26 protein-coding genes and 1 riboswitch are annotated in these 26,346 nt (G+C 45.2%); of the genes, 24 read left to right on the plus strand and 2 right to left on the minus strand.

The window, feature by feature from the left end; translation table 11 throughout:
- Positions 1–12: 12 nt before the first annotated feature.
- The 5 genes from holB to rsmI all read left to right on the plus strand — a co-directional run bounded on the left by holB (position 13) and on the right by rsmI (position 4,114).
- Positions 13–987 carry a DNA polymerase III subunit delta' gene (gene holB / locus MKZ16_RS00150; protein ID WP_076099912.1) on the plus strand — a complete coding sequence of 325 codons (975 nt, stop codon included), beginning with the start codon at positions 13–15 and terminating at the stop codon, positions 985–987.
- A 139-nt stretch (positions 988–1,126) separates the two neighbouring features.
- Positions 1,127–1,927 (plus strand): stage 0 sporulation family protein, encoded by an 801-nt coding sequence (locus MKZ16_RS00155; RefSeq protein WP_036678838.1) that lies wholly within the window; start codon positions 1,127–1,129, stop codon positions 1,925–1,927.
- A 30-nt stretch (positions 1,928–1,957) separates the two neighbouring features.
- A complete protein-coding gene (yabA, locus tag MKZ16_RS00160) occupies positions 1,958–2,323 on the plus strand; it encodes a DNA replication initiation control protein YabA (protein WP_036678835.1) in 366 nt (121 codons plus the stop codon).
- Between the two features lie 109 nt (positions 2,324–2,432).
- Positions 2,433–3,206, plus strand: a complete 774-nt coding sequence (locus tag MKZ16_RS00165) for a tRNA1(Val) (adenine(37)-N6)-methyltransferase (RefSeq protein ID WP_036678833.1) — start codon at positions 2,433–2,435, stop codon at positions 3,204–3,206.
- A complete protein-coding gene (rsmI, locus tag MKZ16_RS00170; protein ID WP_076105830.1) occupies positions 3,203–4,114 on the plus strand; it encodes a 16S rRNA (cytidine(1402)-2'-O)-methyltransferase in 912 nt (303 codons plus the stop codon). Before MKZ16_RS00165 ends, rsmI begins: the two co-directional genes overlap by 4 nt.
- A gap of 419 nt (positions 4,115–4,533) precedes the next feature.
- Here the strand turns inward: rsmI and MKZ16_RS00175 are convergent, their stop codons facing one another.
- The gene (locus MKZ16_RS00175) at positions 4,534–4,788 is read right to left on the minus strand and encodes an AbrB/MazE/SpoVT family DNA-binding domain-containing protein (RefSeq protein WP_036678829.1); all 255 of its coding nucleotides are present in this window, start codon (positions 4,786–4,788) and stop codon (positions 4,534–4,536) included.
- 295 nt (positions 4,789–5,083) lie between these two features.
- Here MKZ16_RS00175 and MKZ16_RS00180 point away from each other — a divergent pair, with 295 nt between their 5' ends.
- From MKZ16_RS00180 to MKZ16_RS00240, 13 genes are all read left to right on the plus strand, one after another.
- Entirely contained in the window at positions 5,084–6,367 is a 1,284-nt protein-coding gene (locus MKZ16_RS00180) for an HD domain-containing protein (RefSeq protein ID WP_038568006.1), read from the plus strand.
- Between the two features lie 51 nt (positions 6,368–6,418).
- Positions 6,419–7,189, plus strand: a complete 771-nt coding sequence (locus MKZ16_RS00185) for a TatD family hydrolase (RefSeq protein WP_076105832.1) — start codon at positions 6,419–6,421, stop codon at positions 7,187–7,189.
- A 198-nt stretch (positions 7,190–7,387) separates the two neighbouring features.
- A riboswitch (cyclic di-AMP (ydaO/yuaA leader) is annotated at positions 7,388–7,617 on the plus strand.
- A 285-nt stretch (positions 7,618–7,902) separates the two neighbouring features.
- Positions 7,903–9,069, plus strand: a complete 1,167-nt coding sequence (locus MKZ16_RS00190) for a 3D domain-containing protein (RefSeq protein ID WP_076105834.1) — start codon at positions 7,903–7,905, stop codon at positions 9,067–9,069.
- Between the two features lie 176 nt (positions 9,070–9,245).
- Entirely contained in the window at positions 9,246–9,797 is a 552-nt protein-coding gene (rnmV, locus tag MKZ16_RS00195) for a ribonuclease M5 (RefSeq protein WP_036678817.1), read from the plus strand.
- Complete coding sequence (gene rsmA, locus MKZ16_RS00200; protein ID WP_036678815.1) at positions 9,794–10,678, plus strand: 16S rRNA (adenine(1518)-N(6)/adenine(1519)-N(6))-dimethyltransferase RsmA; 885 nt, start codon at positions 9,794–9,796, stop codon at positions 10,676–10,678. The genes rnmV and rsmA overlap by 4 nt, the downstream gene beginning before the upstream one ends.
- A 165-nt stretch (positions 10,679–10,843) precedes the next feature.
- Positions 10,844–11,746, plus strand: a complete 903-nt coding sequence (gene yabG, locus MKZ16_RS00205; protein WP_036678813.1) for a sporulation peptidase YabG — start codon at positions 10,844–10,846, stop codon at positions 11,744–11,746.
- A 276-nt stretch (positions 11,747–12,022) separates the two neighbouring features.
- Positions 12,023–12,298: a Veg family protein gene (locus MKZ16_RS00210; RefSeq protein ID WP_019914493.1), complete on the plus strand. Its 276-nt coding sequence runs from the start codon at positions 12,023–12,025 to the stop codon at positions 12,296–12,298.
- A gap of 143 nt (positions 12,299–12,441) precedes the next feature.
- Positions 12,442–12,618 (plus strand): small, acid-soluble spore protein, alpha/beta type, encoded by a 177-nt coding sequence (locus tag MKZ16_RS00215; RefSeq protein ID WP_036678812.1) that lies wholly within the window; start codon positions 12,442–12,444, stop codon positions 12,616–12,618.
- Between the two features lie 140 nt (positions 12,619–12,758).
- The gene (ispE, locus tag MKZ16_RS00220) at positions 12,759–13,613 is read left to right on the plus strand and encodes a 4-(cytidine 5'-diphospho)-2-C-methyl-D-erythritol kinase (RefSeq protein ID WP_036678809.1); all 855 of its coding nucleotides are present in this window, start codon (positions 12,759–12,761) and stop codon (positions 13,611–13,613) included.
- 75 nt (positions 13,614–13,688) lie between these two features.
- Entirely contained in the window at positions 13,689–14,516 is an 828-nt protein-coding gene (gene purR, locus MKZ16_RS00225; RefSeq protein WP_036678807.1) for a pur operon repressor, read from the plus strand.
- Between the two features lie 209 nt (positions 14,517–14,725).
- The gene (spoVG, locus tag MKZ16_RS00230) at positions 14,726–15,013 is read left to right on the plus strand and encodes a septation regulator SpoVG (protein ID WP_020425826.1); all 288 of its coding nucleotides are present in this window, start codon (positions 14,726–14,728) and stop codon (positions 15,011–15,013) included.
- 272 nt (positions 15,014–15,285) lie between these two features.
- Entirely contained in the window at positions 15,286–16,686 is a 1,401-nt protein-coding gene (gene glmU / locus MKZ16_RS00235; protein ID WP_339815229.1) for a bifunctional UDP-N-acetylglucosamine diphosphorylase/glucosamine-1-phosphate N-acetyltransferase GlmU, read from the plus strand.
- Positions 16,687–16,773: 87 nt separating this feature from the next.
- Positions 16,774–17,727, plus strand: coding sequence for a ribose-phosphate diphosphokinase (locus tag MKZ16_RS00240; protein WP_036678796.1), 954 nt, complete (start codon positions 16,774–16,776; stop codon positions 17,725–17,727).
- 88 nt (positions 17,728–17,815) lie between these two features.
- On the opposite strand, the gene MKZ16_RS00245 is transcribed toward MKZ16_RS00240, so the two are convergent.
- Entirely contained in the window at positions 17,816–18,016 is a 201-nt protein-coding gene (locus MKZ16_RS00245) for a hypothetical protein (RefSeq protein WP_036678792.1), read from the minus strand.
- 125 nt (positions 18,017–18,141) lie between these two features.
- On the opposite strand from MKZ16_RS00245, the gene pth reads away from it, so the two are divergent.
- From pth to MKZ16_RS00275, 6 genes are all read left to right on the plus strand, one after another.
- Positions 18,142–18,702, plus strand: coding sequence for an aminoacyl-tRNA hydrolase (gene pth / locus MKZ16_RS00250; RefSeq protein WP_076105860.1), 561 nt, complete (start codon positions 18,142–18,144; stop codon positions 18,700–18,702).
- A gap of 84 nt (positions 18,703–18,786) precedes the next feature.
- The gene (locus MKZ16_RS00255) at positions 18,787–19,017 is read left to right on the plus strand and encodes an anti-sigma-F factor Fin family protein (protein WP_036678789.1); all 231 of its coding nucleotides are present in this window, start codon (positions 18,787–18,789) and stop codon (positions 19,015–19,017) included.
- Positions 19,018–19,148: 131 nt separating this feature from the next.
- Positions 19,149–22,673 (plus strand): transcription-repair coupling factor, encoded by a 3,525-nt coding sequence (mfd, locus tag MKZ16_RS00260; protein ID WP_038568019.1) that lies wholly within the window; start codon positions 19,149–19,151, stop codon positions 22,671–22,673.
- Entirely contained in the window at positions 22,660–23,700 is a 1,041-nt protein-coding gene (locus MKZ16_RS00265) for a peptidylprolyl isomerase (RefSeq protein ID WP_036678785.1), read from the plus strand. The genes mfd and MKZ16_RS00265 overlap by 14 nt, the downstream gene beginning before the upstream one ends.
- A gap of 255 nt (positions 23,701–23,955) precedes the next feature.
- On the plus strand, positions 23,956–24,498 hold the full coding sequence (gene spoVT / locus MKZ16_RS00270) for a stage V sporulation protein T (protein WP_036678783.1): 543 nt from the start codon (positions 23,956–23,958) through the stop codon (positions 24,496–24,498).
- A gap of 147 nt (positions 24,499–24,645) precedes the next feature.
- Complete coding sequence (locus MKZ16_RS00275; protein ID WP_036678782.1) at positions 24,646–26,328, plus strand: polysaccharide biosynthesis protein; 1,683 nt, start codon at positions 24,646–24,648, stop codon at positions 26,326–26,328.
- The last annotated feature ends 18 nt before the right edge of the window (positions 26,329–26,346 follow it).

Raw genomic sequence — 26,346 nt, forward strand, 5'->3', positions numbered from 1 at the left:
TGGGAGGAAATTATGCCTTTTCATGATATAGTAGGCCAGGAGCATGCTAAACGGCTACTCCAAAATGCCTTGCGCAAGGACGCTGTGAGCCATGCTTATTTATTTACAGGACCAGCAGGCAGTGGACAAATGAAGACGGCGCTGATGTTTGCCCAAGCAATTTTTTGCACTGAAAGCAAGGATGACGCCTGTGGCGAATGTCTAGAGTGCCGAAAGGTTGAGCATGGAAACCATCCTGATTTGTCATTGCTGCAGCCCGACGGTGCAAGCATAAAAATAGATCAGATCCGTGAGCTGCAGCGTGTCTTTTCCTATCGATCTGAGGGTGTGAATCCAAAGGTTTATATTATAGATGGGGCAGACAAAATGACGGTACAAGCTGCCAATAGTTTGTTGAAGTTTCTGGAAGAACCGCCAGCTCCGGCAGTAGGAATCCTAATATCTGATAATAGTCGTTCTTTATTGCCGACGATTCAGTCACGGACTCAGCGGATTCCATTTAGTCCGTTAAATCCGGATATTATGCTTCAAGCGCTAGCAAGTGAGGGTGTGCCGATCCCCTTAGCTCGATGTGCAGTATCACTCAGTTCGGGACTTGATGGTTGCAGGGAACTTTTGGAACAGAATTGGTTTGCAGAAATGAGAAATCTAGTGTTACAATTAGCTAAGGAGTCCTTAAGCAAGGGCAGCTCCACGGTAGCAACTGCCGGGCAGAAGCTGTTCAAGACTGGGCTCGCTGAACATTTGGATATCCTTTTCAGCATGTTCCATCTATGGTTTAAAGATATGCTCTACTTCCTGTACCGCAAGCATGAAAGTATCGTTTTTATAGATCAGTTAGACTTTATTTCCAGGCATGCCCGTGGGCGCAGTGCGGAACAATGGGTGGCTTATATGGGATATGCAGCAGAGAGTACTAAGAAGCTGCGTTCCAATGCCAATGCCCAGTTGTGTCTGGAGCAGTTCTTAATCCGACTGGAAAGTTAAAGGATTAGCAATGATATATCCTCCGGATGTCGCTTTACCTGGAAGTATCGTTTTAACAGACGAGGAAGGACAAGCATGGATCATCAGGGAGCGGACATGCCCATAGGTTCCTTTTACCGGCAAACAAGGGGGTTAATTTTTGTACAGCGTAGTAGGTGTCCGTTTTAAAAAAGCGGGTAAAATATATTATTTTGATCCACTTGATTTTCCGATTGAACGAGATCAATGTGTTATTGTTGAGACAGCACGTGGGGTGGAATACGGTAAGGTTGTCGTAGGCAAAAAAGAGGTGGAGGAGTCCGATGTTGTACTACCCCTCAAAAAAGTGATGCGTATTGCCGGAGAAACCGACGCACGCGTAGTTGAGGAGAACAAAAGCGCCGCTAAGGAGGCTTTTACCACCTGTTTAAATAAAATACGCGACCACGGTCTCAAAATGAAGCTCGTAGATGTAGAGTTTACTTTTGACCGTAATAAGATTATATTTTACTTTACGGCCGAAGGACGCGTTGATTTTAGAGAATTGGTTAAGGATCTGGCAAGTATTTTTCGGACCCGCATTGAGCTTCGGCAAATTGGGGTACGTGATGAAGCAAAGATGCTAGGTGGACTTGGACCTTGTGGACGAGTGCTTTGCTGCTCCTCTTGGTTAGGGGATTTTGAACCCGTATCCATAAAAATGGCCAAGGATCAGAACCTTTCACTTAATCCGACCAAGATTTCCGGACTTTGTGGACGTCTGATGTGTTGTTTGAAATTTGAGCATGACAATTATGAGAGTGTAAAGGAAGAAATGCCAGCGGTCGGCAAGATTGTCGTGACCTCATTGGGGGATGGCAAAGTAGTAGGAATCAATGCCGGAAACCGTACGGTTCATGTACAGTTGTTTGAAGTGGGCAAAGTTAAGGAACTTCCAATGGATGATGTTGTCGTCAAGTAAACCATATAAGGTTACTTTCGGGGTGGAAACTTGGAGAAGAAAAATATATTTGCACACATGCAGGATATGGAAGCGCAGATGGAAACGATGCGCGCCAATCTTGGAGAATGGAAACAGACGGTAAAAGAACTGATGGAAGCTAACCAGAGGTTAACTCTGGAGAATGAACAGCTTCGCAAAATTTTAAAGCGGGATGCACCTTTGGATCCTACCGTAGATTCTGCGGAGGCGGAAGCTCTTTTAGCTACCGGAGAGGGAACAGAAGAGGTTGTCGGGGAAGGTTATGACAACTTGGCTCGACTTTACCACGAAGGCTTTCACATCTGTAATGTTTATTTTGGACATTTACGCACGGAAGGTGACTGTCTGTTCTGTCTTTCTTTTCTTAATAAATGAGGATATCCAGCCGTAGGAGATTAATCCTACGGTTTTTTTTGAATTTTGGCCAATAGGCATATGCATTTGAAGCAAGTTTTTTTCAACAAAACCTTTAGGAGATTATTACATGACGAATTCTTTTAATGATATATCTGTCCCCTTGTTACCGACGGAGCGGGTGGATGATTTACTAACGCATGACCTGCGCATTATTCAAAGTGATGAAGTATTTAGCTTTTCTATGGATGCTGTATTGCTTGCTCGTTTCGCCAGTGTTCCGCCACGTGGAAGAGTCCTCGATCTTTGTACGGGAAATGGTGTAATACCGATTTTAATGACTACCCGGACAAAAGCTTCTATAGAAGGTATTGAAATACAACCTCGTTTAGCTGATATGGCTCGTCGTAGTGTGGCTCTCAATGGCCTTCAGGATCAGGTTGTAATTCATGAAGGTGATTTACGCGAGTTATATACTACCGCAGGACATGGTGTGTATGATGCAATAACGGTGAACCCTCCTTATATGCCGCTTAATGGCAGTGATCTGAAGCTGAACAACCATCAGGCTATGGCTCGTCATGAGATAGGTTGTACTCTGGAGGAGGTTATTCAGGCTTGTGTGCGATTGGTTCGGACGGGCGGAAAGGTAAGTATGGTTCATAAACCACAACGGTTGGTTGATATTATCAGTCTTATGAGACAATATAGACTCGAGCCAAAGATTATTCGGTTTGTACATCCACGTGCCCATCTAGAGGCTAATATGGTATTAATCGAAGCTGCACGTGATGGAAAGCCTGAGGTTCGTTTACAACCACCGCTCATCGTATATAATGAGGACAATCAATACTGTCCAGAGATTATGGACATCTACTATGGTGCTAAAGAGGGTAAATCATGACGATATCATGCCAAAGCAGTTTTCAAAACAAGACCAATACCAGTACTCAGGAGACAACAGGGTCGCTTTTTCTGGTGGCTACACCTATCGGTAATCTGGAGGATATGACCTATCGTGCAGTCCGCACTTTACAGGAATGTGATATTATTGCCGCGGAAGATACGAGACAGACCCGGAAATTACTCAGCCACTTTGAGATTTCACCTTCGATGTTGTTTAGTTATCATGAGCATAATAAGGCCGCCAGTGGACCTGAGCTTGTACGCTATATAATAGAAGGAAAAAATTTGGCACTCGTCAGCGATGCCGGTTTACCAGCGATTTCTGACCCTGGAGCGGATCTTGTAGCCCTTGCTATAAGTCATGGAATTCCGGTGATTCCTATCCCTGGAGCTAACGCAGCGTTGTCAGCTTTGATCGCTTCTGGTCTATCTACGAATACGTTCACTTTTATCGGCTTTCTTCCCCGAGAGCGTAAGGACATCCGAGCAGTATTAAGTCCACTTCGTTCGGCTCAAGGAACTTTGTTGTTCTACGAATCTCCCCATCGCGTAGTTAAGACACTTGCTCATCTTCAAGAAGCATTCGGCAATCGCCAGATTGTGTTGGCACGTGAATTAACAAAAAGATATGAGGAGTTTCTACGCGGTTCAATTGAGGAATGTACACTTTGGCTTACTGAACATCCTCCGCTAGGCGAATATGTTATTGTCGTAGAAGGGGAGAGCAAGGAAGATGCTGAAATCGCAGAATCGGCGTGGTGGCGTCAGTTAAGCATTGAAGAACATGTAGCTCATTACGAAGCACTGGATGTGCCACGTAAAGAGGCTATGAAAAAAGCGGCATCAGACCGGGGTGTAGCCAAACGGGATATTTATAATGCGTTGCTTGATAGAGCAGAAGAGTAAGTGTTGTAGACGAACTCTTAGAATAACTAAGGATTCTTGGAAACGGCCCGAGCTTGAATGATTTATCTGTGGGTTAAATGTACTTTGTACAGTTATTTTTGAATTTTTTCATGTATTTGTTCGTTTAGTTGTACTTCATACAGTTATAAAGGTGGAAATGATTGATTTCACGGAGATATAGGGTATATAAGTGTACAAAATACAATTAATTCGTTTAATGGTAAAAAGTATTTAAAATAACTGTAAGAAATACAACTAAGTATTACTAGTTCCGTCTTGAAGCACATTGCCCTTAGGGAGGGGATAACCAGGAGGGCAAACCCAGACATAAAAAATACCTCCCGCGGTCACGGGAGGTCAAGGAGATATGAAAAGGTTAGAATTAACAATTTGATTAGTTCTATTATATACTATTTAATTTAGTTTGTCACAGGGGTAGGAATGGAAGAAATGCATTCATGACAAACTATTTTTCCTTTAAAGTAAGTTACGTTCTCAGCGTTGCCACAGAAAATGCAGGCAGGCTCATACTTTTTAAGCATAATCCGTTCGCCATCAACGTAAATTTCCAGTGCGTCCTTTTCGCCAATGCCAAGTGTACGGCGTAATTCAATAGGAATAACAACCCGTCCAAGTTCGTCTACTTTTCTTACAATTCCTGTTGATTTCATCATAACAATCGTTACTCCTCTCAATGTTCCAAAAACGTCATTATTCGACATTGTTCACTGTTTTATGATACTTATAATACCAACGATTCCCAAATCAGTCAACCTTTTTTCATAGGCTGAATAAGAAAATTTCCATAAGAACTTTGAATGTCCCTATAAAAATTAAGAATTGCCCTGAAAGCATTTTGTCGATTTACCAAGACCAAAAATGATACTTTTCGACAAAGTACGACATAATTACTTATTATATACTGATATTAGTTAAAATCATATTAAATTATTAGAAGGAGTTGATCTCATGAAGCAGCCGCTCACGGAAGAAAAGGTTTTCAAGGATCCCGTTCATAATTATATTCATGTACAGGACACGATTATTTGGCGACTAATTAATACAAAAGAATTTCAGCGTTTACGCCGGATTCGCCAGTTAGGTACCTCATATCTCACTTTTCATGGTGCAGAGCATAGTCGATTTTCTCATTCTTTAGGAGTATATGAAATTACACGAAGAATCATTTCGCAATTTGAGCGCAGCGGGTATAAGGATTGGATTCCGGAAGAAAGTTTGCTTACTTTGTGTGCGGCTTTGCTGCATGATTTAGGGCATGGCCCATTTTCCCATTCTATAGAAGAAGCTTTTGAAATGAACCATGAGGATTGGACCTGCCGGATTATTTTGGAGGACACGGAGATTACCGAAATATTGCGTGATGTGGAGGAAGATTTTCCTCGTAAAGTAGCTTCAGTTATCTCTAAGACTTATGAGCATGAAATTGTTGTCAATTTGGTTTCCAGTCCGCTGGATGCTGATCGTATGGATTATTTGCTGCGTGATGCGTACTATACAGGTGTAAACTATGGAACCATCGACATTGATCGGATTTTGAGAATGCTTCGTCCTTATAATGGGCGGATTGTAGTAAAAGAATCAGGTATGCATGCCATTGAAGATTATTTAATGTCACGTTATCAAATGTACTGGCAGGTATATTTTCATCCGGTGACGCGCAGCTCTGAAATTATTTTGCGTCAAATCTTCCGTAGAGCTAAAGAATTGTTCCAAGAGGGGTACAAATTTCGCTTTATGATCGCTCCGCTGGAAGATCTCTTTCGAGGAGAAGTAACAGTGAAGCAATATTTAATGCTTGATGAGGCACTGGTACAGACTGCTTTTATGCAATGGACACTTGAAGAAGATGAGTTATTAAGCGACTTGTGTACCCGTTTTATTCATCGTAAACTGTATAAATATGTAGAGATCGAGAATTTGGATACAGATATGATTACGGAAATCCGCAGCAGTTTTGCGGGAGTGGGACTTAACCCAGAATATGACCTAGAGATTGATTATCCGACAGATTTGCCTTATGATGTGTTCCGTCCAGGAGCAGCCTTCGACAATAATCAAATTTTACTGCTTGATCGGAATGAGCAATTGCGGGAAATTTCAGAGGTATCGGATATTGTGCGCTCAATAAGCGGAATTCATCGTGGCAGATATCATCTATATTTCCCACAGGATAAGCTGAAAAAAGCCCTTACACGCTTGCCCTCTTCTGTAGCAGAGATTTTTGCAAAATAATACAAATATTTATGGAACTATTGATAAAAACAACAAGGAGTGAGCTTTAAAATGTATCTGTTCGACACACATACACATCTAGATGCGCCTCAATTCGACGAGGATCGCGAGGAAGTTATTGCTCGTGCAGTAGAGGCCGGAGTCAGCAAGATGATCAATATTGGATTTAACCGGGAAACGATCCCTTCAACGATAAAGCTGGCTGAATCTTATGATTATATTTATGCAGCGGTGGGCTGGCATCCACAGGATGCGATTGATATGAAAGAGGGAGACCTCGATTGGATCGCCTCTCTTTGCAGCCATGAAAAAGTGGTGGCCATCGGAGAGATTGGATTGGATTATTATTGGGATACCTCTCCCAAGGATGTGCAGCAGGAGGTCTTCCGCAAACAAATCGGACTAGCCCGTGAACTAAAAATGCCAATCTGTATACATGACCGTGATGCTCATGAAGATGTTGTACGGATTTTACGGGAGGAAAAAGCAAATGAAATTGGTGGCGTGATGCATTCGTTCTCAGGCAGCTGGGAAACAGCAAAAATGTGTCTAGACCTTGGATTTCATTTGTCATTTGGAGGACCGATAACGTTCAAAAATGCCAGAGTGCCTAAAGAGGTGCTTGCACAGACGCCATTGGACCGATTATTGATCGAAACAGACGCTCCATATTTGACTCCACACCCCTTCCGTGGCAAGCGAAATGAGAGTGCTCATGTGAAGTTAGTAGCAGAGGCTGCGGCTGAAATTAAAGGGTTAACATGGGAAGAATTGGCTAAAATTACGTATGCGAACGCACTGGAACGATTTGGGATTGTCTGAAAACAGGAGTAAAACGGGTGAAAAATAGAGAATAGACGATATATTAAACTTTTTTAATATAAAAACGGCTGATTATTACAATATTTTAACCATATATTTGCTTAAACGTGGTTGAATCGTCCTTTACAACATGCATCAAAACAGGATATCATCTTTTCAGTGATGTGAGCTGTTGTTATTGTGACAGCCATTGATTCATGGATCGTCTCGCTGAGTCTCCGTATGGAGAACGGGGGAACCAATATTGAACTGCCGCATGCCTGTATCTTGAATACGACTAGGAATTGCCGCAGAACAATATTTGATTTCTTCACGTGGTCTTTGGGGTGAATTTAAGGGCAACCGCCGTGAGCGGGTGACCTGAAATAGGGCGTCTCTCTTTCGTCCGAACCCGACAGCTAACCCCGTAAGCGCAAGTAAGAGAGGCAACCTCGTGCACAAACATTCCCGCGTATTCTGACATCGGAGAAGCCACGAAAGAGTCCTCAAGAGAACTCTTTTTAGGCTTCTTTATTTTTGAATAAACTGAATGTTGCCCGCATACTGTTATATAACAGGTGTGGGAGTAGCTGTGCCGAGCAGGCGATCCATGAGCAGGAGACGCTAAGTTAATACGTGCGTATCCTGTGACAATCTCAAATAGTTTCGTCAAAGAAATTCAGTCCTCATGATATACAAATTGACGACGAGGCTATGTAAGGAGGATGGAGAGAATGGGCTTATTCCAACCAGAGGTATCCCATGATTCGCAGTCATCCAGCAGGTCTTTCGCATTACGGTGGGAGCAAGTAAATACTCGCGTACTTTTACTTGCAGGTGTGATTTCAATCGCAATCGCGCTGTTAATTCTGCTGTACGTACACGGTCAAAGTAACAAACAATTAGTTTTAGTAATAGACGGGCAAACACAGACACTTGAAACGCGAGAAGCACTTCTTGGTGATGTGTTGGAGAAAGAGCAAATTTCGCTGCAGCCGCATGATGAATTATCTTTAGGTCTGAGTGATGAAATAAAAGACGGTGACCGTGTCGTTATCAATCGTGCGCAGAAATTTAGCCTTACTGCGGACGGAGCAACAAAAACGTTATATACGACCGAAGACACTATCGGTCAGGCGATTGACAAACTGGGTATCAACCTAGAAGGCTATGATAAGATTTTTCCTTCGTTAGACACCACCATCTCTGCTGACATGGAGATTAAGATCGTTCGTATCAACAAGCAAACGGTACAGCGAACAACTAACTTACCTTTCCGTGTTATTAAGACAGCAGATCCCTCCCTTACTGTGGGAACAGTTAGAGTGGCACAGGCAGGCAAACCAGGCGTCATGGTTCAGCATATTGAAAAGATCTATCAAGACGGAGAACTGGCCTCTATGCGCATGATCGGCAAGGAAGTACAAACGGTAACAAAAGATAAGATCATTGCCGTTGGTACTAAAGCACTTCCTAAGCCTACTGTAGTTGCTAAAGCTACAACAACTTCCAAATCAAGCACTACCTCCAAAACGACTAAAGTTAGCGCTAAGACTAAGAACGTCACAAGCAAGGCTGGCGTAGACTTTGAGTACAAGAAGATGATTAAGAACGTCTCCATGACAGCTTATTCGTCAGAAGAGCCAGGAATAGGTACTAAAACTGCCTCCGGAACACGCGTAACGGAAGGTCGTACAATTGCAGTAGATCCGAATGTAATTCCTATTGGCTGGTGGGTTTATATCGATGGGCTTGGATTCCGCCGTGCAGAGGATACTGGCGGTGCCATTAAAGGCAATAAAGTGGATGTCTATTATGATTCACTGAGCCATGCTCGTAATTTCGGCCGTAAATCACGTACCGTATATGTGATTGGACCTGTGAAACCAGAGCTTAACTAGAACTGAAGCTTTTGCAAAAAATCCTTTGATAAGCTATAGTGATGATAACCGTTAAGGAACGCTGGATGATCATTTCGTTGATCGCAGAGCAACCGCTCATCACTTATACATTCTTTAACCAAAAGAAGAGGAGCGAATCCTCTTCTTTTTGCTTTTTTTGGAAGGAGTCAAGAAATATGATTAAGGAATTAATCGTCGTTGAAGGCAAAAGCGATACCGTAGCCATTAAGCGTGCTGTGGAAGCAGATACGATTGAGACAGGCGGCTCTGCTGTAAACCGGACTGTAATTGCGAAGATTGCGCTAGCTATGGAACGCAGAGGGGTTATTATTCTTACGGACCCGGACCATGCTGGGGAGCGAATTCGTAAAATCGTTTCAGCGAAGGTGCCGGGCTGCAAGCATGCTTTTATTCCGGAGAAGGACGCAACTCGAAAAGGGGATATCGGTGTAGAGAATGCATCGCCAGAGGCGATTCGTCATGCGCTGCGTAATGTACATACCTCTTTTGAAGGAGCACCTGCTTTGATTGGTATTGATGACCTTATGGCCGCTGGAATGCTTGTACACCCTCGGGCTGCTGAAAGACGTATGGCGCTTGGTAATTTGCTTGGAATCGGATATTGTAACGGCAAACAGCTGTACAAGCGGCTGGCGATGTTTGGGATTACGCGGGAGGAATTTGCCGGGGCTCTCGCCCAAATTGATCAGGGAGGCATTACTTCATGAGTGGTAGAGAGGAAATTTCGACTCCAAAACGGACCAAAGAGATTATTCAACGTTATGGATTCAAGTTTAAGAAAAGCCTGGGACAGAATTTTTTGATTGATCAAAATATTTTGGACAAGATTGTAGACGCTGCTGGACTAGATAGCGATTCTGGGGCGCTGGAGATCGGGCCGGGAATTGGAGCGCTGACGGAACGTCTGGCACTAACAGCCGGTGCTGTAACTGCCGTAGAGATAGACCGTAGACTGATTCCAATATTAAAAGACGTACTTTCCCCTTATCCCCATGTTAAGGTTCGTAACGATGATGTCCTCAATGTGAACTTGCAGGAAATGTTCAAGGAAGATTTCACCACTGTGAACAAGGTCAGTGTGGTTGCTAACCTGCCTTATTATGTGACTACTCCGATTCTGATGAAGCTGCTTGAAGAGAAGCTTCCCCTTGATAACATCGTTGTAATGATTCAGAAGGAGGTTGCGGAGCGTATGGCTGCATCTCCAGGTGGAAAGGAATACGGAAGTCTTAGCATTGCCGTGCAGTACTACAGCGAGCCTGAGCTCGTCTGTATCGTGCCGCGTACGGTATTCATCCCTCAACCTAATGTGGAGTCTGCTGTTATCCGTCTGAAGGTTAGAGAGCATCCTCCGGTAAAGGTGGAGAGTGAGAAGCATTTCTTTGAAGTGGTTCACGCTTCTTTCACACAGCGCCGCAAGACGATTGCTAACAATCTGAAGGCTCGTTACTTCCCTGAACAAGGACGTGAGCAGCTGGAGGCTTTACTCGCAGAAGCGGGTATTGAACCGACCCGTCGCGGAGAAACACTCAGTCTTGAAGAATACGCCCGCTTAAGCGGTGTTTTGCTAGCCGCTGGAATTGAATAAGCAAGAAGAAACGGTTGTTGTCTTAAAGGACGACAACCGTTTCTCGTAGAAATATAAGGATGTTATTGTGGTGGAGAATTATACATTCTTATATATTAAAAATATGGCGAGTTATGAACCAACTGAGGCCTTTGCCCATACGATGGGGTAGAGGTGGTGGTTGTAATGAATTTAGGAGACTTGGTCGTTCGCAAATCTTATGGCGGTGATTTAACATTTCGTGTAGATAATATTGTGCAGGATAGAGCCGTCATTAAAGGCACAGATTTCCGCCTGTTGGCGGATTCTCCTCTGGATGACCTGGTTCAAGTGCCTCCTACCCGAATAACGGAACGGGGACAGCAAGCACAGATCAAAGCGAAGGAATCACTGACACAGCTGCGGAAGGACCGTCAGGAGCAAAGTCAGCGGAGCGGGGGAACCCTAACAGAGGGGACATGGGCTCCACCCTCCAAGGAAGCTCCTTATTTTGAAGTGCCAGGTAAAGTACTGCATCTGGATGGCGATCCGGCATATTTGAATAAGAGCCTTAGCTTATACGAGCAACTGCGGATTCCCGCTGAAGGGCATCATGTTCATGAATCTGCAATGGCTGATACGTTATACCGGCTGTTGCCCCGTGTACGCCCAGACATTGTAGTGATCACTGGTCATGATGGGGTACTGAAGCAACAGCATACTTACGATCTATATAGTCTGAATAGCTACAAAAATTCGCAAAACTTTATAGCTGCTATTAGGGTAGCTAGGGAGTATGAGCGAAATTTTGATGCGTTGACTATTGTTGCTGGTGCTTGTCAATCTCATTTCGAGGCATTACTTGGAGCTGGGGCTAATTTTGCCAGTTCACCTGGTCGAATTTTGATCCATGCTCTGGATCCCGTTTATGTAGCAGCAAAATCATCCTTTACTTCCATCAGGGATACTGTAAATCTTAGTGATGTTCTGAATAATACCATCAGCGGTAATCAGGGTATTGGTGGTGTTGAGACCCGTGGCAGCTTCCGTATCGGAATGCCGCGGCTGCAGAATCTGTCGGCGCTAAAAGTGACACCATCAGCCATTTAAGCGGCAGAGATAGGTCTATGGTTTCAGGAATATAGGTAATTTGAATGGGCTGAATAGAATATCCGAAAGAAAGGGTGAGCGCTGAGCTTAACCCTTTCTTTTTTTCTTTGTGATGCCTATATTACAGATAACAAGGATATTAGTCCGGCGCTGATTTCTCGCAAAAAAATTCCGTTGACAACGAAATATGCATCAACTATAATTAATTATTTATTTGCTTTGACATTGTCCTGAAAAAGTTGTATAATGGACAAGAAAAGAGGTGGTCGTCAGGTAATGGCTAATAACGCGCTGTTGGAAATCAAACGCAGTCTTGAAGCTCACGTCGGTCATAAGATCACATTGCGTGCAAACGGAGGTCGTCGTAAAACCGTTGAACGCACAGGTGTCCTGGAAGAAACGTACCCTTCTGTATTTATTGTCAAACTGGATCAGGAGCAGCAAACTTTTAAGCGAGTCTCCTATAGCTATGCCGATATACTTACTGAATCTGTGGAAATCACAGTTTGTGAAGACGATGGGCAGATGCGGATTATGTATATTAAAGCTTAATGTTTCACGAACAGTCTCCTTTGGAGGCTGTTTTTTGTTTGCGTTTTTTGGGACAAATATTTGGTGCATGATCCGTGTTCTAAGCAAGCATACTAATTGGGCAACGGGTTAATCATTTATTTTCATAAGGGAGGAATTCCGTAATGAGCCGCAGAAAACGAGGCATGATGTCGGAGGAACTGAAGACAGAGTTAGCCAAGGAGCTGGGTTTTTATGAAACCGTAGAACGTGAGGGCTGGGGTGGAATTACAACTCAAGACGCTGGCAACATGGTGAAAAAAGCGATACAGCTTGCTGAACAGGCCGCGCGGAAATCTTAAATTTTAGGCTATAAAGTGAATATTACTGAAAAAGGGTGCGTCTAAAAGGCGACACCCTTTTAATATTGGACTTCATTAGAAGTTTCTCATATAATATGTTAAGTTGTTTTTACGGGAAAAGCTGAAGGTGGGTGAACGCCTTGAAAATGTATGAAAAGGCACCAGCTAAAATTAATTTGATGCTGGATGTGCTGCACAAACGTGCTGACGGTTTTCATGAGGTGGAAATGATTATGACCATGGTAGATCTAGCAGACCGCTTAGAGCTGTCTGAGCTGCCAAGGGATACTATTATAATATCAAGTCAGGCTGGTTATATTCCCCTGGACGAGAAAAATTTAGCTTTCCAGGCGGCAAGGCTTATTAAAGACCGTTATAACGTGAAGAGTGGTGTACATATCCATCTGGATAAAAGAATTCCGGTTGCGGCTGGCCTAGCTGGCGGCAGCAGTGATGCCGCAGCTACGCTACGCGGTCTAAACCGTCTGTGGCGTCTCGGTATTCCTGCGCAGGAGCTACAGGAGCTTGGCGCTGAGCTGGGTTCAGATGTGCCTTTCTGCGTCACAGGCGGCACAGCCTTAGCTACAGGACGAGGCGAAAAGCTTACGCCAATCAACAACCCGCCACAATGTTGGGTTGTGTTGGCGAAACCACCGATCAATGTATCGACTGCAGAAGTGTATGGACGCGTTCGGAGCAATAATATAGCTGTGCATCCTTCTGCTCGAAAGATGCAGCAAGCGATTGAAGCAGGAGACTTTGGGGGCGTATGCAACCATCTAGGCAACGTGCTTGAAGATGTTACCCTAAGGCTGCATCCAGAGGTTCAGCAGCTCAAGGAAGCGATGATAAAGCTCGGAGCAGATGGGGTGTTGATGTCAGGCAGCGGACCTACCGTATTCGGTTTAGTGTCCAAGCAGTCTAAAGTAGCAAGGATTTACAACGGACTGCGAGGGTTCTGCAAGGAAGTCTACGCAGTGAGATCACTGAATTAGTCTGCTTCTCTTGTGTAAACCCGTACAAAAGTGATATATTTTTCTAAAATATTCGGTTTTGGCGAGGAGCATTCCGTGAAGAAATTAAAAAGAAGCCAACGTTTGGTAGACATGACTCAGTTTTTACTTGAGCGGCCGCATGAACTACTGCCGCTGTCTATATTTGCCGATCGCTATGGAGCGGCTAAGTCCTCCATCAGTGAAGATTTGGCAATCATAAAAGAAGTATTTGAAGGTGAAGGCATCGGAGAGCTGCAGACTTTAGCTGGTGCAGCGGGTGGAGTTCGTTATATCCCAGTTATGCCTAAAGATATGGCGCTAACCTTTGTGCAGCGCTTATGTGTGCAGCTAGAGCAGACTGACCGGATATTGCCTGGCGGTTATTTGTATATGTCGGATCTACTTGGGTTGCCGTCTTTGATGGAACAGGCGGGTAAGATCATCGCAACGGCCTTTTACGGATCGGAAATCGATGTGGTGATGACCGTTGAAACGAAAGGCATTCCACTAGCCTATGCAACAGCAGCACAGCTAGGCTTGCCGGTAGTGCTTGTGCGACGTGACCATCAGGTTACAGAGGGATCAGCAGTAAGTATTAACTACGTATCAGGATCTCATAAAAGCATACACACAATGTCTCTCTCCAGACGGGCACTCAAGGAGAAATCGCGAGTACTTATCGTAGATGACTTCATGAAGGCGGGAGGGACTGTACGTGGTATGGTCGATCTGCTCGGTGAATTTAATGCCGAGGTTGCTGGGGTAGGCGTTTTAGTGGAATCAGGCGCTGTAGAGACGGAAGAACGTCTGTTGCACGATTACGTGTCCTTGGTAAAACTAAGTGAAGTAGACTCCAAAGAGCGGAGAATTTCGGCGCATCCGGGCAACTACTTTTCCTCTTGATTAGCCATTCTCTTACATTTTCAAAAAGCGTGGAAATTGTCGAAAACGTAAGGAATATTAAGAAAACTACTCGATGTATGTCGAAAACAACATATCCCAAAAAATATATTTCTTTTTTAGGTATTTTATGGAATGAAAAAGAAGGAATTCGCTTTGCTGTGTGGAATTATACACCAAGTCTCTGATGGAAAAAGGTGGTGAACACACACATGCAAATTACGGATGTCAGACTCCGCCGCGTTAACTCTGAGGGGAGAATGAAAGCAATCGCATCCATTACCATCGATAACGAGTTTGTTGTTCATGACATTCGCGTCATCGATGGCAATAATGGGATGTTTGTTGCAATGCCCAGCAAGCGTACACCGGACGGCGAATTCCGCGATATCGCGCACCCGATCTCTTCGGGAACACGCGAGAAGATTCAATCCGCGGTTCTGGCCGAGTACGATCGCGCCGCTACGGAAGAAGAAGAAGTTATTGAAGAGGGAGCTTAGGCTTCCTCGGAAGACTGCTACCTTTTGGGTGGCGTAGGATCCGCCGTTTTTGATAAGATCACACCGACATACACTTCATGAATTAGCAGCCTGATCTTGCAAGAAAAGCTATTGCTGGTGAAGGATTTGACGACATCTTCGAAAGGCAGCGATAAATGCTTTTCTAACTTGGGGTTTATAGAAAAGAGAACCATGACTTCATGGTTCTCTTTTCTTTTTGCCCGGAATGAGATATATTCAGTAGTGAGTTCAAGAGTAGGAGGTTGGCATTCTTGAAAAGAATGGCTGTAGTACTTGCCGCAGGTCAAGGCAAGCGAATGAAATCTAAATTATATAAGGTGCTGCACCCCGTTTGCGGTAAGCCGATGGTAGGGCACGTGCTTGATACAGTAAAAGCGACCGGATGCCAGCGCACCGTTGTTGTTGTTGGGCATGGCGCAGAGAAAGTTAAGGCCTATGTAGGTGATGGAGCAGAATACGTTCTGCAGGAAACTCAGCTCGGCACTGGCCATGCTGTCAAACAAGCAAAGGATTTACTTGCTGGCGAAGAAGGAACAACTATAGTTATTTGTGGAGACACACCACTCGTAACCACGGAGACCCTGGAAGGACTCATGGCGCTTCATGAACAGCGTAATGCGGCTGCAACCGTATTGACAGCAGTTATGGAAAAGCCTACAGGCTACGGAAGAATTATTCGTGGTGAAGATGGCGGCGTTCTGAAGATTGTAGAGCAGAAGGATTGCACTACGGAAGAAGATGCGGTTCAGGAAATCAATACAGGCACTTATTGTTTTGATAATGCTAAATTATTTGCTGCACTCGAAAAGGTAACGAACAGTAATAACCAGCAGGAGTATTATTTGACTGATGTGATTGGGATTCTTCGTTCACAAGGGGATACCGTACTAGGATATCAGACCCATGACGCAGCTGAGTCTATCGGCGTTAATGATCGTTTAGCTTTGTCTGAAGCGGAAGCCTTTATGCGTCAACGTATTAATCGTAAACACATGCTCGGTGGTGTAACCATCATTGATCCAGCCTCCACTTATATCGGATCAGATGTAGTTATCGGATCAGATACAACGCTTTATCCAGGAACCATCCTGAAAGGGAAGACTGTAATCGGCGACAATTGTGTGATCGGACCGGCTAGTGAAATCGAAGACTGTCAGATCATGGATGAAGCAACGATTAAGCAGTCCGTATTGAATCAAGCTCAAGTCGGCGCACGGACAACCGTTGGGCCTTTTGCCTATTTGCGTCCAGGCTCTGTGCTTGGAGAAGAAGTTAAGGTTGGAGATTTCGTCGAGATCAAGAATGCTACTATTGGTGACGGTTCAAAGGTGTCACATCTTAGTTATATCGGCGACGCATCTGTAGGTAAGAATGTAAACGTCGGGTGCGGTGCGATTACCGTTAACTACGACGGGTATAATAAATTCAAGACAACAATCGCAGACGATGCCTTTATTGGCAGTAATGTTAACCTTATTGCTCCAGTCACTGTGGGCAAAGGGGCTTTTGTTGTAGCAGGTTCGACAATTACACGTTCCGTTTCCGAGAACGATCTGGCTGTAGCTAGAGTAAGACAAGAGAACAAACCGGGATATGCAGAGAAGATCCGTTCCCGTGCTAAAGCGAAGAAAGACCACTCGAGTCCATCGTAAAGCGTTGCTAAGAAGCGCCGGACGGACTTATATTTCCGCGCCGGCGCCTTTGGAAAGCTAAATTCCGTCACGGAGGGTTTATATTTTATGACTTATTGTGATTCCAAGTTAAAGATTTTCACCTGTAACTCCAATCCTAAGCTAGCTAGTCAAATTGCTGATTACATCGGGATTCCGATGGGTGAATCACACACCACAAGTTTCAGCGATGGAGAAATTCAGGTCAAGCTGTCAGAAAGCGTTCGGGGATGTCATGTTTATATTGTTCAATCCACTTGTGGCCCTGTAAATGATAACCTGATGGAGCTTTTGGTTATGGTAGATGCGCTTAAACGTGCCTCTGCAAAAAGCATCAACGTGGTTATCCCTTACTACGGATATGCCCGTCAAGATCGTAAAGCCCGTTCCCGTGACCCCATTACCGCTAAGCTGGTAGCCAATCTAATTGAAAAGGCTGGCGCTCACCGTGTAATTACGATGGATCTTCATGCCATGCAGATTCAAGGATTCTTCGATATTCCAGTGGATCATTTGCTTGGTGTACCGATTCTGGCTCAGTATTTCCGTTCCAAACAAATCGAGAACCCAGTTGTCGTATCGCCGGATCATGGCGGTGTAGTACGTGCAAGAAAGCTTGCTGATTTCCTAAACGCTCCGCTGGCTATTATAGACAAGCGTCGTCCAGAACCTAACGTCAGCGAAGTTATGAACATCATCGGTAATATCGAAGGCAAAACAGCCATCCTGATTGATGATATCATCGATACCGCTGGAACTATCGTACTTGGTGCTAATGCTTTGATGGAAGGCGGCGTGAAGGAAGTATACGCATGCTGTACACACCCAGTATTGTCTGGTCCTGCACACGAGCGTCTGGAGAATTCTCCAATCAAAGAAATTATCGTGACGGATACCATTCCAATTCGCAGCGCGAATCCAACCTCTAAGCTCAAGGTGTTATCCGTGGCTCCACTTATGGGTGAGGCAATTATCCGCGTTCATGAAGAGTTATCGATTAGTAAATTGTTCGAGATTGAATAAATATAACGAATGAATAGTACAAAAGGGTTACACCTCCGTTCTCGGAGATGTAACCCTTATCGGCGTGCTACAGGTAGAACTACTGGATTCAATATCCGGGGCGGGAGACAAAGGTGAATAAACTGCGGTTATAGAGTGTCCCTTGTAGCTCCACGAAAGCTTCGTCTACCGCTGTTAATACACCGATATCAATATGCACGTCGCCCTTATATATTTCCACGGGCACAGCATATTGGATGTGGTACTGAAAATGGCGTTGATGTGTCAATAATTCGCCTTTGTGCGGCATGGGTTATCACCTGTCTTCGGAGTATAATTTCGCTCTGGTTGCACAGAGATATGTAGATTAGATCTATTGTACCAAAAACGGACTCCTCTTGCCGGAGAGCCCGAATGGAAAGGAAAGGTTCGATAATGAAATGGATTGTCGGATTGGGAAATCCCGGAACACAGTACGCGAAAACAAGGCATAATGTTGGCTTTATGGCTTTGGATGAGCTTGCCGCCCAGAACGGAATTGCCTTCAACCAGAGCAAATGTAAATCCGTCATCGGTGAAGGGGTCATTGGTGGCGTCAAAACCGTATTGATTAAGCCCATGACCTTTATGAACTTGTCCGGTGAGGCCGTTCGCGCTTATATGGATTATTACAAAGTTCAACTTGAAGATATGATCGTCGTTTATGATGATTTGGATACAGAAATCGGAAAAATCCGTTTGCGTTATCAAGGAAGCGCTGGTGGACATAATGGAATTAAATCCATCATACAGCATGTAGGAACACAGAATTTCAATCGGGTACGAATGGGTATTTCTCGTCCTGAGCCAGGTTTTGCTATTGTCGATTATGTACTTTCTTCTTTTCCTAAGAAGGAAAACGATCCGCTTAAGCAAATGATCGTTAATACTTGTGATGCACTTGAATACAGCTTACAGCATTCATTCGAGCAGACGATGGCTAAGTTCAATGGTTAATCTGTAAACCCTGTTGTTTTTAAGGCTAAAGATGAAGCTGCCCGGACATACTGAAGGTATATAGTACCTTCAGGAGGCATATAGATGGCAATAAACTATGTTTGTAGGCACTGTAAGACATCTCTAGGCAGTATTAATAGAAGTGATGTTACAGAAATGCAGTTGGGCCTTCATTCCTTGACCCCTGCGGAGCGCAGAGATATAATAGCGTATAATTCAGAAGGTGAAATCACGGTAAAGGTTACTTGCGACTATTGCAAGGAGGCTTTAGAGAACAATCCGGAGCTTAGCCTGCTGACAAGTCCGCTTCAGTAAGGTGGAAGCGCCTGTCTCTATCGTCATCCGCAAGCCTTGGCGTTACAGCTGAGGCTTCTTTTCGATTCCAATCATAATAGGTGACGGTGGTTATGCCACCGTTAGCCTGTTTAGTAAGAGAGGTGCGCCTGTTGTTACAAGGTCTTATAGAAGCTTTTTCCAAGGATCCCGATTTCCAGTCTATCACCCATGGTGTTGCTGCAGGTATGAAAGAGCAGCTCATATCGGGGCTTACAGGTTCTGCTAGACAGATTATGCTTGCAGCATTACATGAAGAGACAACTCGTCCCTTACTTGTAGTGACTCATAATATGTTTTCGGCCCAGAAGATGGCCGATGATTTGCAGGAAGCGCTTTCTCCTGACCGGGTTCTGCTCTATCCCGCCAATGAACTAGTGGCTGCAGAAGCGGCTGTATCAAGCCCAGAGACACTGGCTCAGCGTATAGATGTGCTGACCAAATGTGCTCAGGGCTTCCGTGGTATTGTTGTAGTTCCTTACTCAGGAGTGCGTAGATTGCTGCCAGCCCCAGAGGTTATGGCAGAGGCACAAGTCACCGTTTCCCAAGATGGAACGCTTGCTCTGGATGAATTTTTGATGTCCATGATTGAAATGGGCTATGAAAGAGTAGAGCGGGTTGAAAATCGTGGTGAACTGAGCGTACGGGGTGGAATAATTGATTTTTATCCAATGACATCTCCTTTGGCTTATCGGGTTGAGTTATTTGACGATGAGGTTGATTCCATAAGAACTTTTGATCCAGTGGATCAGCGTTCTATTGATAAGGTACGTAGTGTGAAGATTACACCGGCTAAAGAGATTATAGCTAGTAGATTGCGCCAGGAATCTGCTTCTGCTGAAGCCTCAGCTATGATGGAGCGACAGTTGGAGAAGATGGCGGATCGCCAGGCGAAGCTCAGGCTGCGGGAAGAAATTGGCCGTGAGCTGGAAATGCTGCGGGAAGGTACTTATTTCCCGGAGATCTATAAATATATCAGTCTTTTATATCCTGAACGCTCTCATTTATTTGATTACATGGCCCAGGATACCATTCTTATTCTAGATGAGCCGACAAGACTGCTCGAAACGGCGAGACAGCTTGAACGAGATGAATCGGAATGGAACCTGCATTTGCTGCAAAACGGCAAATCTTTACCGGATCTAGATCTCTCTGTCGATACGGATGTTGTTATGTATCAGCGCCCGTTCCAAAGTCTGTTTATGTCAATCTTTTTACGTCAGGTTCCGCATATTCAGCCTCAGAACATTCTTGGATTTATCAGTCGTGGAATGCAGGATTTCCATGGCCAGATGAATGTGCTGAAATCGGAGATGGAGCGTTGGCAGAAGTCCGGTGTTAAGGTAATGATGCTTGCGAGCAGTGAGGAACGGATTGAACGAGTGCGCAGAGTTCTTTATGATTACGGCATTAACGAGCCGATGATTGTACAAGGAAATCTGGGTTCTGGTTTTGAGCTGCCCTCTATTCATCTAGCAGTTATAACTGAGGGGGAAATGTTCTCTCAGAAGCAGCGGAAGGCACGGAAGATTTCCAAAGGAATAGATAATGCTGAACGGATCAAGAGTTACACAGAGCTGAAAATCGGTGATTATGTCGTCCACCAGAACCATGGTATCGGAAAATATATGGGAATCGGCACGCTTGAGGTCAGCGGTATTCACCGTGATTACATGCATATTCTGTATGCTGGCGGCGATAAGCTCTCAGTTCCGATTGAGCAGATTGACCTGATTCAGAAATATGTCGGTTCCGAAGATAAAGAGCCGAAAGTATATAAGCTAGGCGGCAATGAATGGACACGAGTCACCAATAAGGTTCGTTCCTCCGTTCAGAATATTGCTGATGATTTGATAAAACTATATGCTGAGCGCCAAAGTGCCGCAGGATATGGTTTTGAAAAGGATACACAGGAACAGCATGAATTTGAAGAAATGTTCCCTTACGAAGAGACCCGAGATCAGCTTCGGGCTATCGAAGAGATTAAGAAGGATATGGAACAAAACCGGCCAATGGACCGATTGCTTTGCGGTGATGTTGGATATGGTAAGACTGAAGTGGCTATTCGGGCGGCTTTTAAATCAGCGATTGAAGGTAAACAGGTGGCGGTGCTAGTCCCGACAACGATTTTGGCTCAACAGCATTATGAGACCTTCCGGGAACGTTTCGCTAATTACCCGCTTAATATTCAGGTCTTAAGTCGTTTCCGCAGCCGTAAAGAGCAGAACGAGACGATTAAAGGCGTTAGGGCAGGAACTGTCGACGTAGTTATCGGTACACATCGTCTGTTATCTCAGGACCTTGTATTCAAGGATCTGGGGCTATTAATTGTGGATGAAGAACAGCGTTTCGGCGTAACTCATAAAGAAAAGCTGAAAAAGCTGAAAACGAATGTAGACGTTCTTACGCTGACTGCAACTCCAATTCCTCGTACGCTACATATGTCGATGCTCGGAGTGCGGGATCTGTCTGTCATTGAGACCCCGCCAGAGAACAGATTCCCTGTACAGACGTATGTAGTGGAGCATAGCCAGACCCTTACGCGGGAAGCTGTAGAGCGGGAATTAGCCCGCGGTGGTCAAGTCTATTATCTCTATAATCGTGTGCAGGGCATTCAAGAAATGGCTGCTCAAATCTCTATGCTTGTTCCTGAGGCTAGAGTTGGCATCGGACATGGTCAAATGTCGGAATCTGAGTTGGAGAAGACCATTCTCGATTTCCTTGACGGAGAATACGATGTGCTCGTCAGCACAAGTATTATTGAGACGGGCGTAGATATTCCGAACGTTAATACACTTATTGTGCATGATGCGGATAAAATGGGCTTGTCTCAGCTCTATCAGCTGCGTGGACGTGTAGGCCGGTCCAATCGGATCGCTTACGCTTATTTCACGTATCAACGGGACAAGGTTCTGACAGAGGTTGCAGAGAAACGTCTGCAGTCTATTAAGGAATTTACGGAGCTGGGCTCTGGTTTCAAAATAGCGATGCGAGATCTGTCTATTCGCGGTGCAGGCAACTTGCTGGGTGCAGAGCAGCATGGCTTTATCGCATCCGTGGGGTTTGATCTGTACTCACAAATGCTGGCGGAGGAAATTCGTAAGCGTAAGGTTACTGTGCTTGGGGAGGAAGATACATCCCTGAAAGAAGGCAATACAGTCATTGATTTGTCGATTGACGCGTATCTGCCGTCAGAGTATATTTACGACAGTATCCAAAAAATTGAAATTTATAAAAAAGTTGCGGCAGTAACCTCCTTCGATGATGCTTCCGAGCTTGAAGATGAGCTCTTGGATCGGTTCGGTGAGTTACCTGAAGCCGTGGTGAATCTACTATCGGTTGCTCGTTTGAAAGTGTATGGAAAAATGTATGGCATTGATTCCATGATTAGACGCGGAGATGATGTTACCTTGAATTTCTATGAGGGAAGTCTCGGCGCTTTAGACACAGCGAAACTCGCCAAAGTTGGAAATAGCTTCGAAAGACGTGTACAATTTGATAGGGATGCGAAAGCCAGTATCCGGGTCAAATCGAAAGATTTAAGTGATAAACAGCTGCTTGACTTGCTTGAACAGTTTCTTAAGGAAGCTAAACAGTCTTTTAAATCGAAGGGAGAACTACACAATGTCGTTAAATAAAACAAAATCATGGAAAGTGCTGCTCGTTTCATTGGCAGCGGCAGTTTCCTTTTCTATGCTAGCAGCATGTGGAAATAGTGCTGATGATAATCAAGCTGTAGCCACTTATAAAGGTGGAACGATTACACAAAAGGAATTTGCAATGGATCAAAAAATCATGAAATTCCTATCTCCACAACAAGCGCAATATTTAGAGATTGATGCGTTTAAGGAGTCCATTCTGAAGCAAGAAGTGGGCTTTGAATATTTGGCTTCCCAAGCAACGGATGAAGCGAAAAAGCAAGCGGAGAAAGAAGCCGATACTCAAATTGCAAGCATTAAGGAACAATTGGGCGATACCTATAAGAAGACACTGAAAGATGCTGACGTTACAGAGAAAGATATTCGTACTTATATGGAGCGTGTGCTGTCAGTTTATCAGGATATGCTGCTTAAAGTGACTGATGATCAAGTTGTCAAAGAATTCGAAGCGACTAAAGGCGACTTTACGGTTGCCACACTGCGTCATGTGCTAATTGGTCTGACAGATGCAGACAACAAAGAGCGTACCAGCGAAGAAGCGCTTAAAATAGCGAAAGAAGTTAAGGCGAAGCTGGATGGCGGTGCTGATTTCGCAGCCATCGCTAAGGAATATTCTGACGATACTGGCTCTAAAGAGGCAGGCGGAGAATATAAAGATAAAGCTGTAGGCACTTATGTGGATGAATTTAAGAAGGCTGCACAGACCTTGCCTCTAAATACCATCAGTGATCCTGTAGAAACTTCTTACGGTTACCACATCATCAAGGTGGAGTCCCGTACAGACAAGACTTTCGACCAGTTAACGGATGAGCAAAAAGAAGGCATTAAGAGCTCAATTGTATCCAAGAACCTAGAAACGTTCATGGAAAAGGATCTGGAAGGCATTATTGAGAACATCAATCTGCCAAAAAGCTCTGCTTCCGCAGATGAAACCGGAACAAATAGTGGAACAGAAGCCACTACAGCTCCAAGCGCATCCCCAAGTGCTACAGATGCCGCTGAATAAACATCGGTAAATATGGACAAGCTTACCTTAGAAAAGCCATCTTCACTTAAAGTGAAGATGGCTTTTTATTTCGCAGAAACGGTTGTAGAACTACCTTTATCTTGATGCAGATATTAATACATGTCAGCTTATGTATAAGGATCTGGGAAGAGATGAATACTATGGTCAGATATTACGATAAATCACTGGGATTATCCTTTCCCATAATGGACAGTAGTAAGACCATACTTCTTAAGAAAGCGGGGCACATGTGAAATGAAAGCTACTGGAATTGTTCGCCGTATTGATGACCTCGGACGCGTGGTTATTCCCAAAGAAATTAGACGTACTCTTCGTATTAGAGAAGGAGACCCACTGGAAATATTCGTCGATCGGGACGGTGAAGTCATTCTCAAGAAATATTCTCCGATTGGTGAGTTGGGTGACTTTGCAAAAGAGTACGCGGAGTCATTGTTCGAAGGTACTGGGCACATTACGATGATTGCTGATCGTGACACCTTCATTGCCCTTGCAGGCGGCTCCAAAAAAGATTATTTGGAGAAACAGGTGGGAGTGCTGTTGGAGAAAGTCATGGACAGCCGTAAGACTGTGTTAGAAACCAATGAAGGCAGTTATGAAATCGCTAAAGATCATCCGGATTTGGTGTCCTCATATGTAGCCTCACCGATCATTTCCGGTGGAGATCCTATTGGTTGTGTAGTGATGGTGAGCAAGGATGATTCGGCGAAGATGGCGCAAATGGAAATAAAAATGGCCGAAACGGCTGCCGCTTTCCTGGGCAAACAAATGGAGCAGTAATCTTAATTTAGACCCCGGTTTCCTTTTGGTAAGATATACAAAGGGCAAACGGGGTTTTGTTGTTTACACAAACCGTTTCTACTTGTGGGCATACATAAGTTATAATATAGAAATTCATCCCATCAAAGTTGTAGAAGCAGGTATTATATGAAATCCAATACACAAACATCACGATTGCTGCAAGGCGCATTTATCCTTAGTGCCGCGGCCATTATCTCAAAGCTTATTGGCACACTCCAAAAAATTCCGCTGCAAAATCTAGGCGGAGATGCTGTATTTGGTATATACAACACAGTGTATCCCTTGTATACAATGCTGTTAACGGTAGCTATGCTAGGTCTGCCTGCGGCGATCTCCAAATTTGTCGCCGAAGCTTCGGCTGGGAGACGCGATGAAGAAGGCCGGCGGATTCTACTATTATCCGCGCTAATTACAGGCATCAGCGGCTTGATTATCGGCGCCATCACCTATGCAGGTGCACCCATCATTGCCGAATGGGTAGGTAACTCACATGTAATGCCTGCCTTGCGGACAAGCGCCTGGGGTTTGGCAGTTGTCCCTGTCATGTCGGCCATACGCGGGTATTTTCAGGGGCTGCATAATATGGTTCCTACTGCCGTGTCACAGATTGTAGAGCAGTCTGTACGGGTTACAGTGATGATTGTTCTTCTTTTATATCTCACTTCGCAGGGAGCAGGAGCTGAGAGCATCGCTGCTGGCGCGCTGCTTGGTTCTGCCGGAGGGGGAGCCGCAGGGCTTGTAATTATGCTGCTGTACTTGAGACGTCACCGCCGGAGGGTAAAACAGGAAGCTGCTGCTGAAGTAGCTGCTGCTGTCGAAAGTCAGCGTGTAAGAGCGCTGGATGCAGGACATGGACTAGGTTCCAAGCAAGGGTTTATGGGCATTAAAGCAGGTACACTGCTGGCTTATGGAATTCCCGTAATGCTAGGTGCACTGGCTATGCCTCTTATCGGTCTTGTAGATGTATTCACTGTGCCTCGACTGCTGTCGTCTGACGGAAGTGAAGTAGCTGCGATGGCCCAGTTTGGTGTGTACAATCGGGGTTTGCCACTTGTGCAGATTATAACGATGATTGCCACCTCACTGTCTGTTGTGTTCATTCCCGCTTTGGCGGAAGCGAAGTACAAGGGAGATATGAAGCTGATTGAGACCCGCTGCAGCTTGTCGCTGCGTTGGTTCTGGCTGTTAGGTCTAGCGGCCTCAGCGGGCCTTGCAGTGCTTGCTGAGCCGATTAATATGGCTCTTTACGGCGATACCGCTGGCAGCAGCACAATGACTTGGCTGGCTTTTACCGCTGTTGGCGGTACAGTCAGCATCATCTCTGCTGCGCTCCTGCAGGGCCTCGGCTACGTGCGCGCCCCGGCCCTGCACCTTTTGGCCGCCGCGCTGCTCAAGGCGGCCCTGAACCTGCTGCTGGTTCCGCAGCAGGGCATTACCGGCGCGGCCATCGCTGGCGTGGCCGCGCATTCGTTGGCAGCAGCGCTTAACGTGCTGCTGCTGTACCGCCAGGGCCATCTGCGGCTTCGCCTCGCAGATGCCCTGGCACGGCCCGCGCTGCTCACAGCGGGCCTGGCTCTTGCCGCCGCAGCTGCCAGCTGGGGCACTGGCGCCGCGGCTACGGCCGCTGGCATCGGCGGCGGACGCACCGCCAGCTTGGCGCAGAGCCTGCTTGGGGTGCTCGCAGGCTGCGTTGTCTTTGCCGTAGGCGCGGTGGTGCTGCGGCTGCTCAGCGAAAGCGAACTTCGCCAGCTTCCGGGCATCGGCCCGTCTCTGGCGGACAAGTTCAAAAAGCTGCGGTTATTTCCATAATTAACTCGCTTAAAAGGA

Origin of the sequence: Paenibacillus sp. FSL R5-0928 (assembly GCF_037970385.1) — a bacterium.
In the GTDB taxonomy this organism is placed as follows: Bacteria; Bacillota; Bacilli; order Paenibacillales; family Paenibacillaceae; genus Paenibacillus_AQ; species Paenibacillus_AQ odorifer.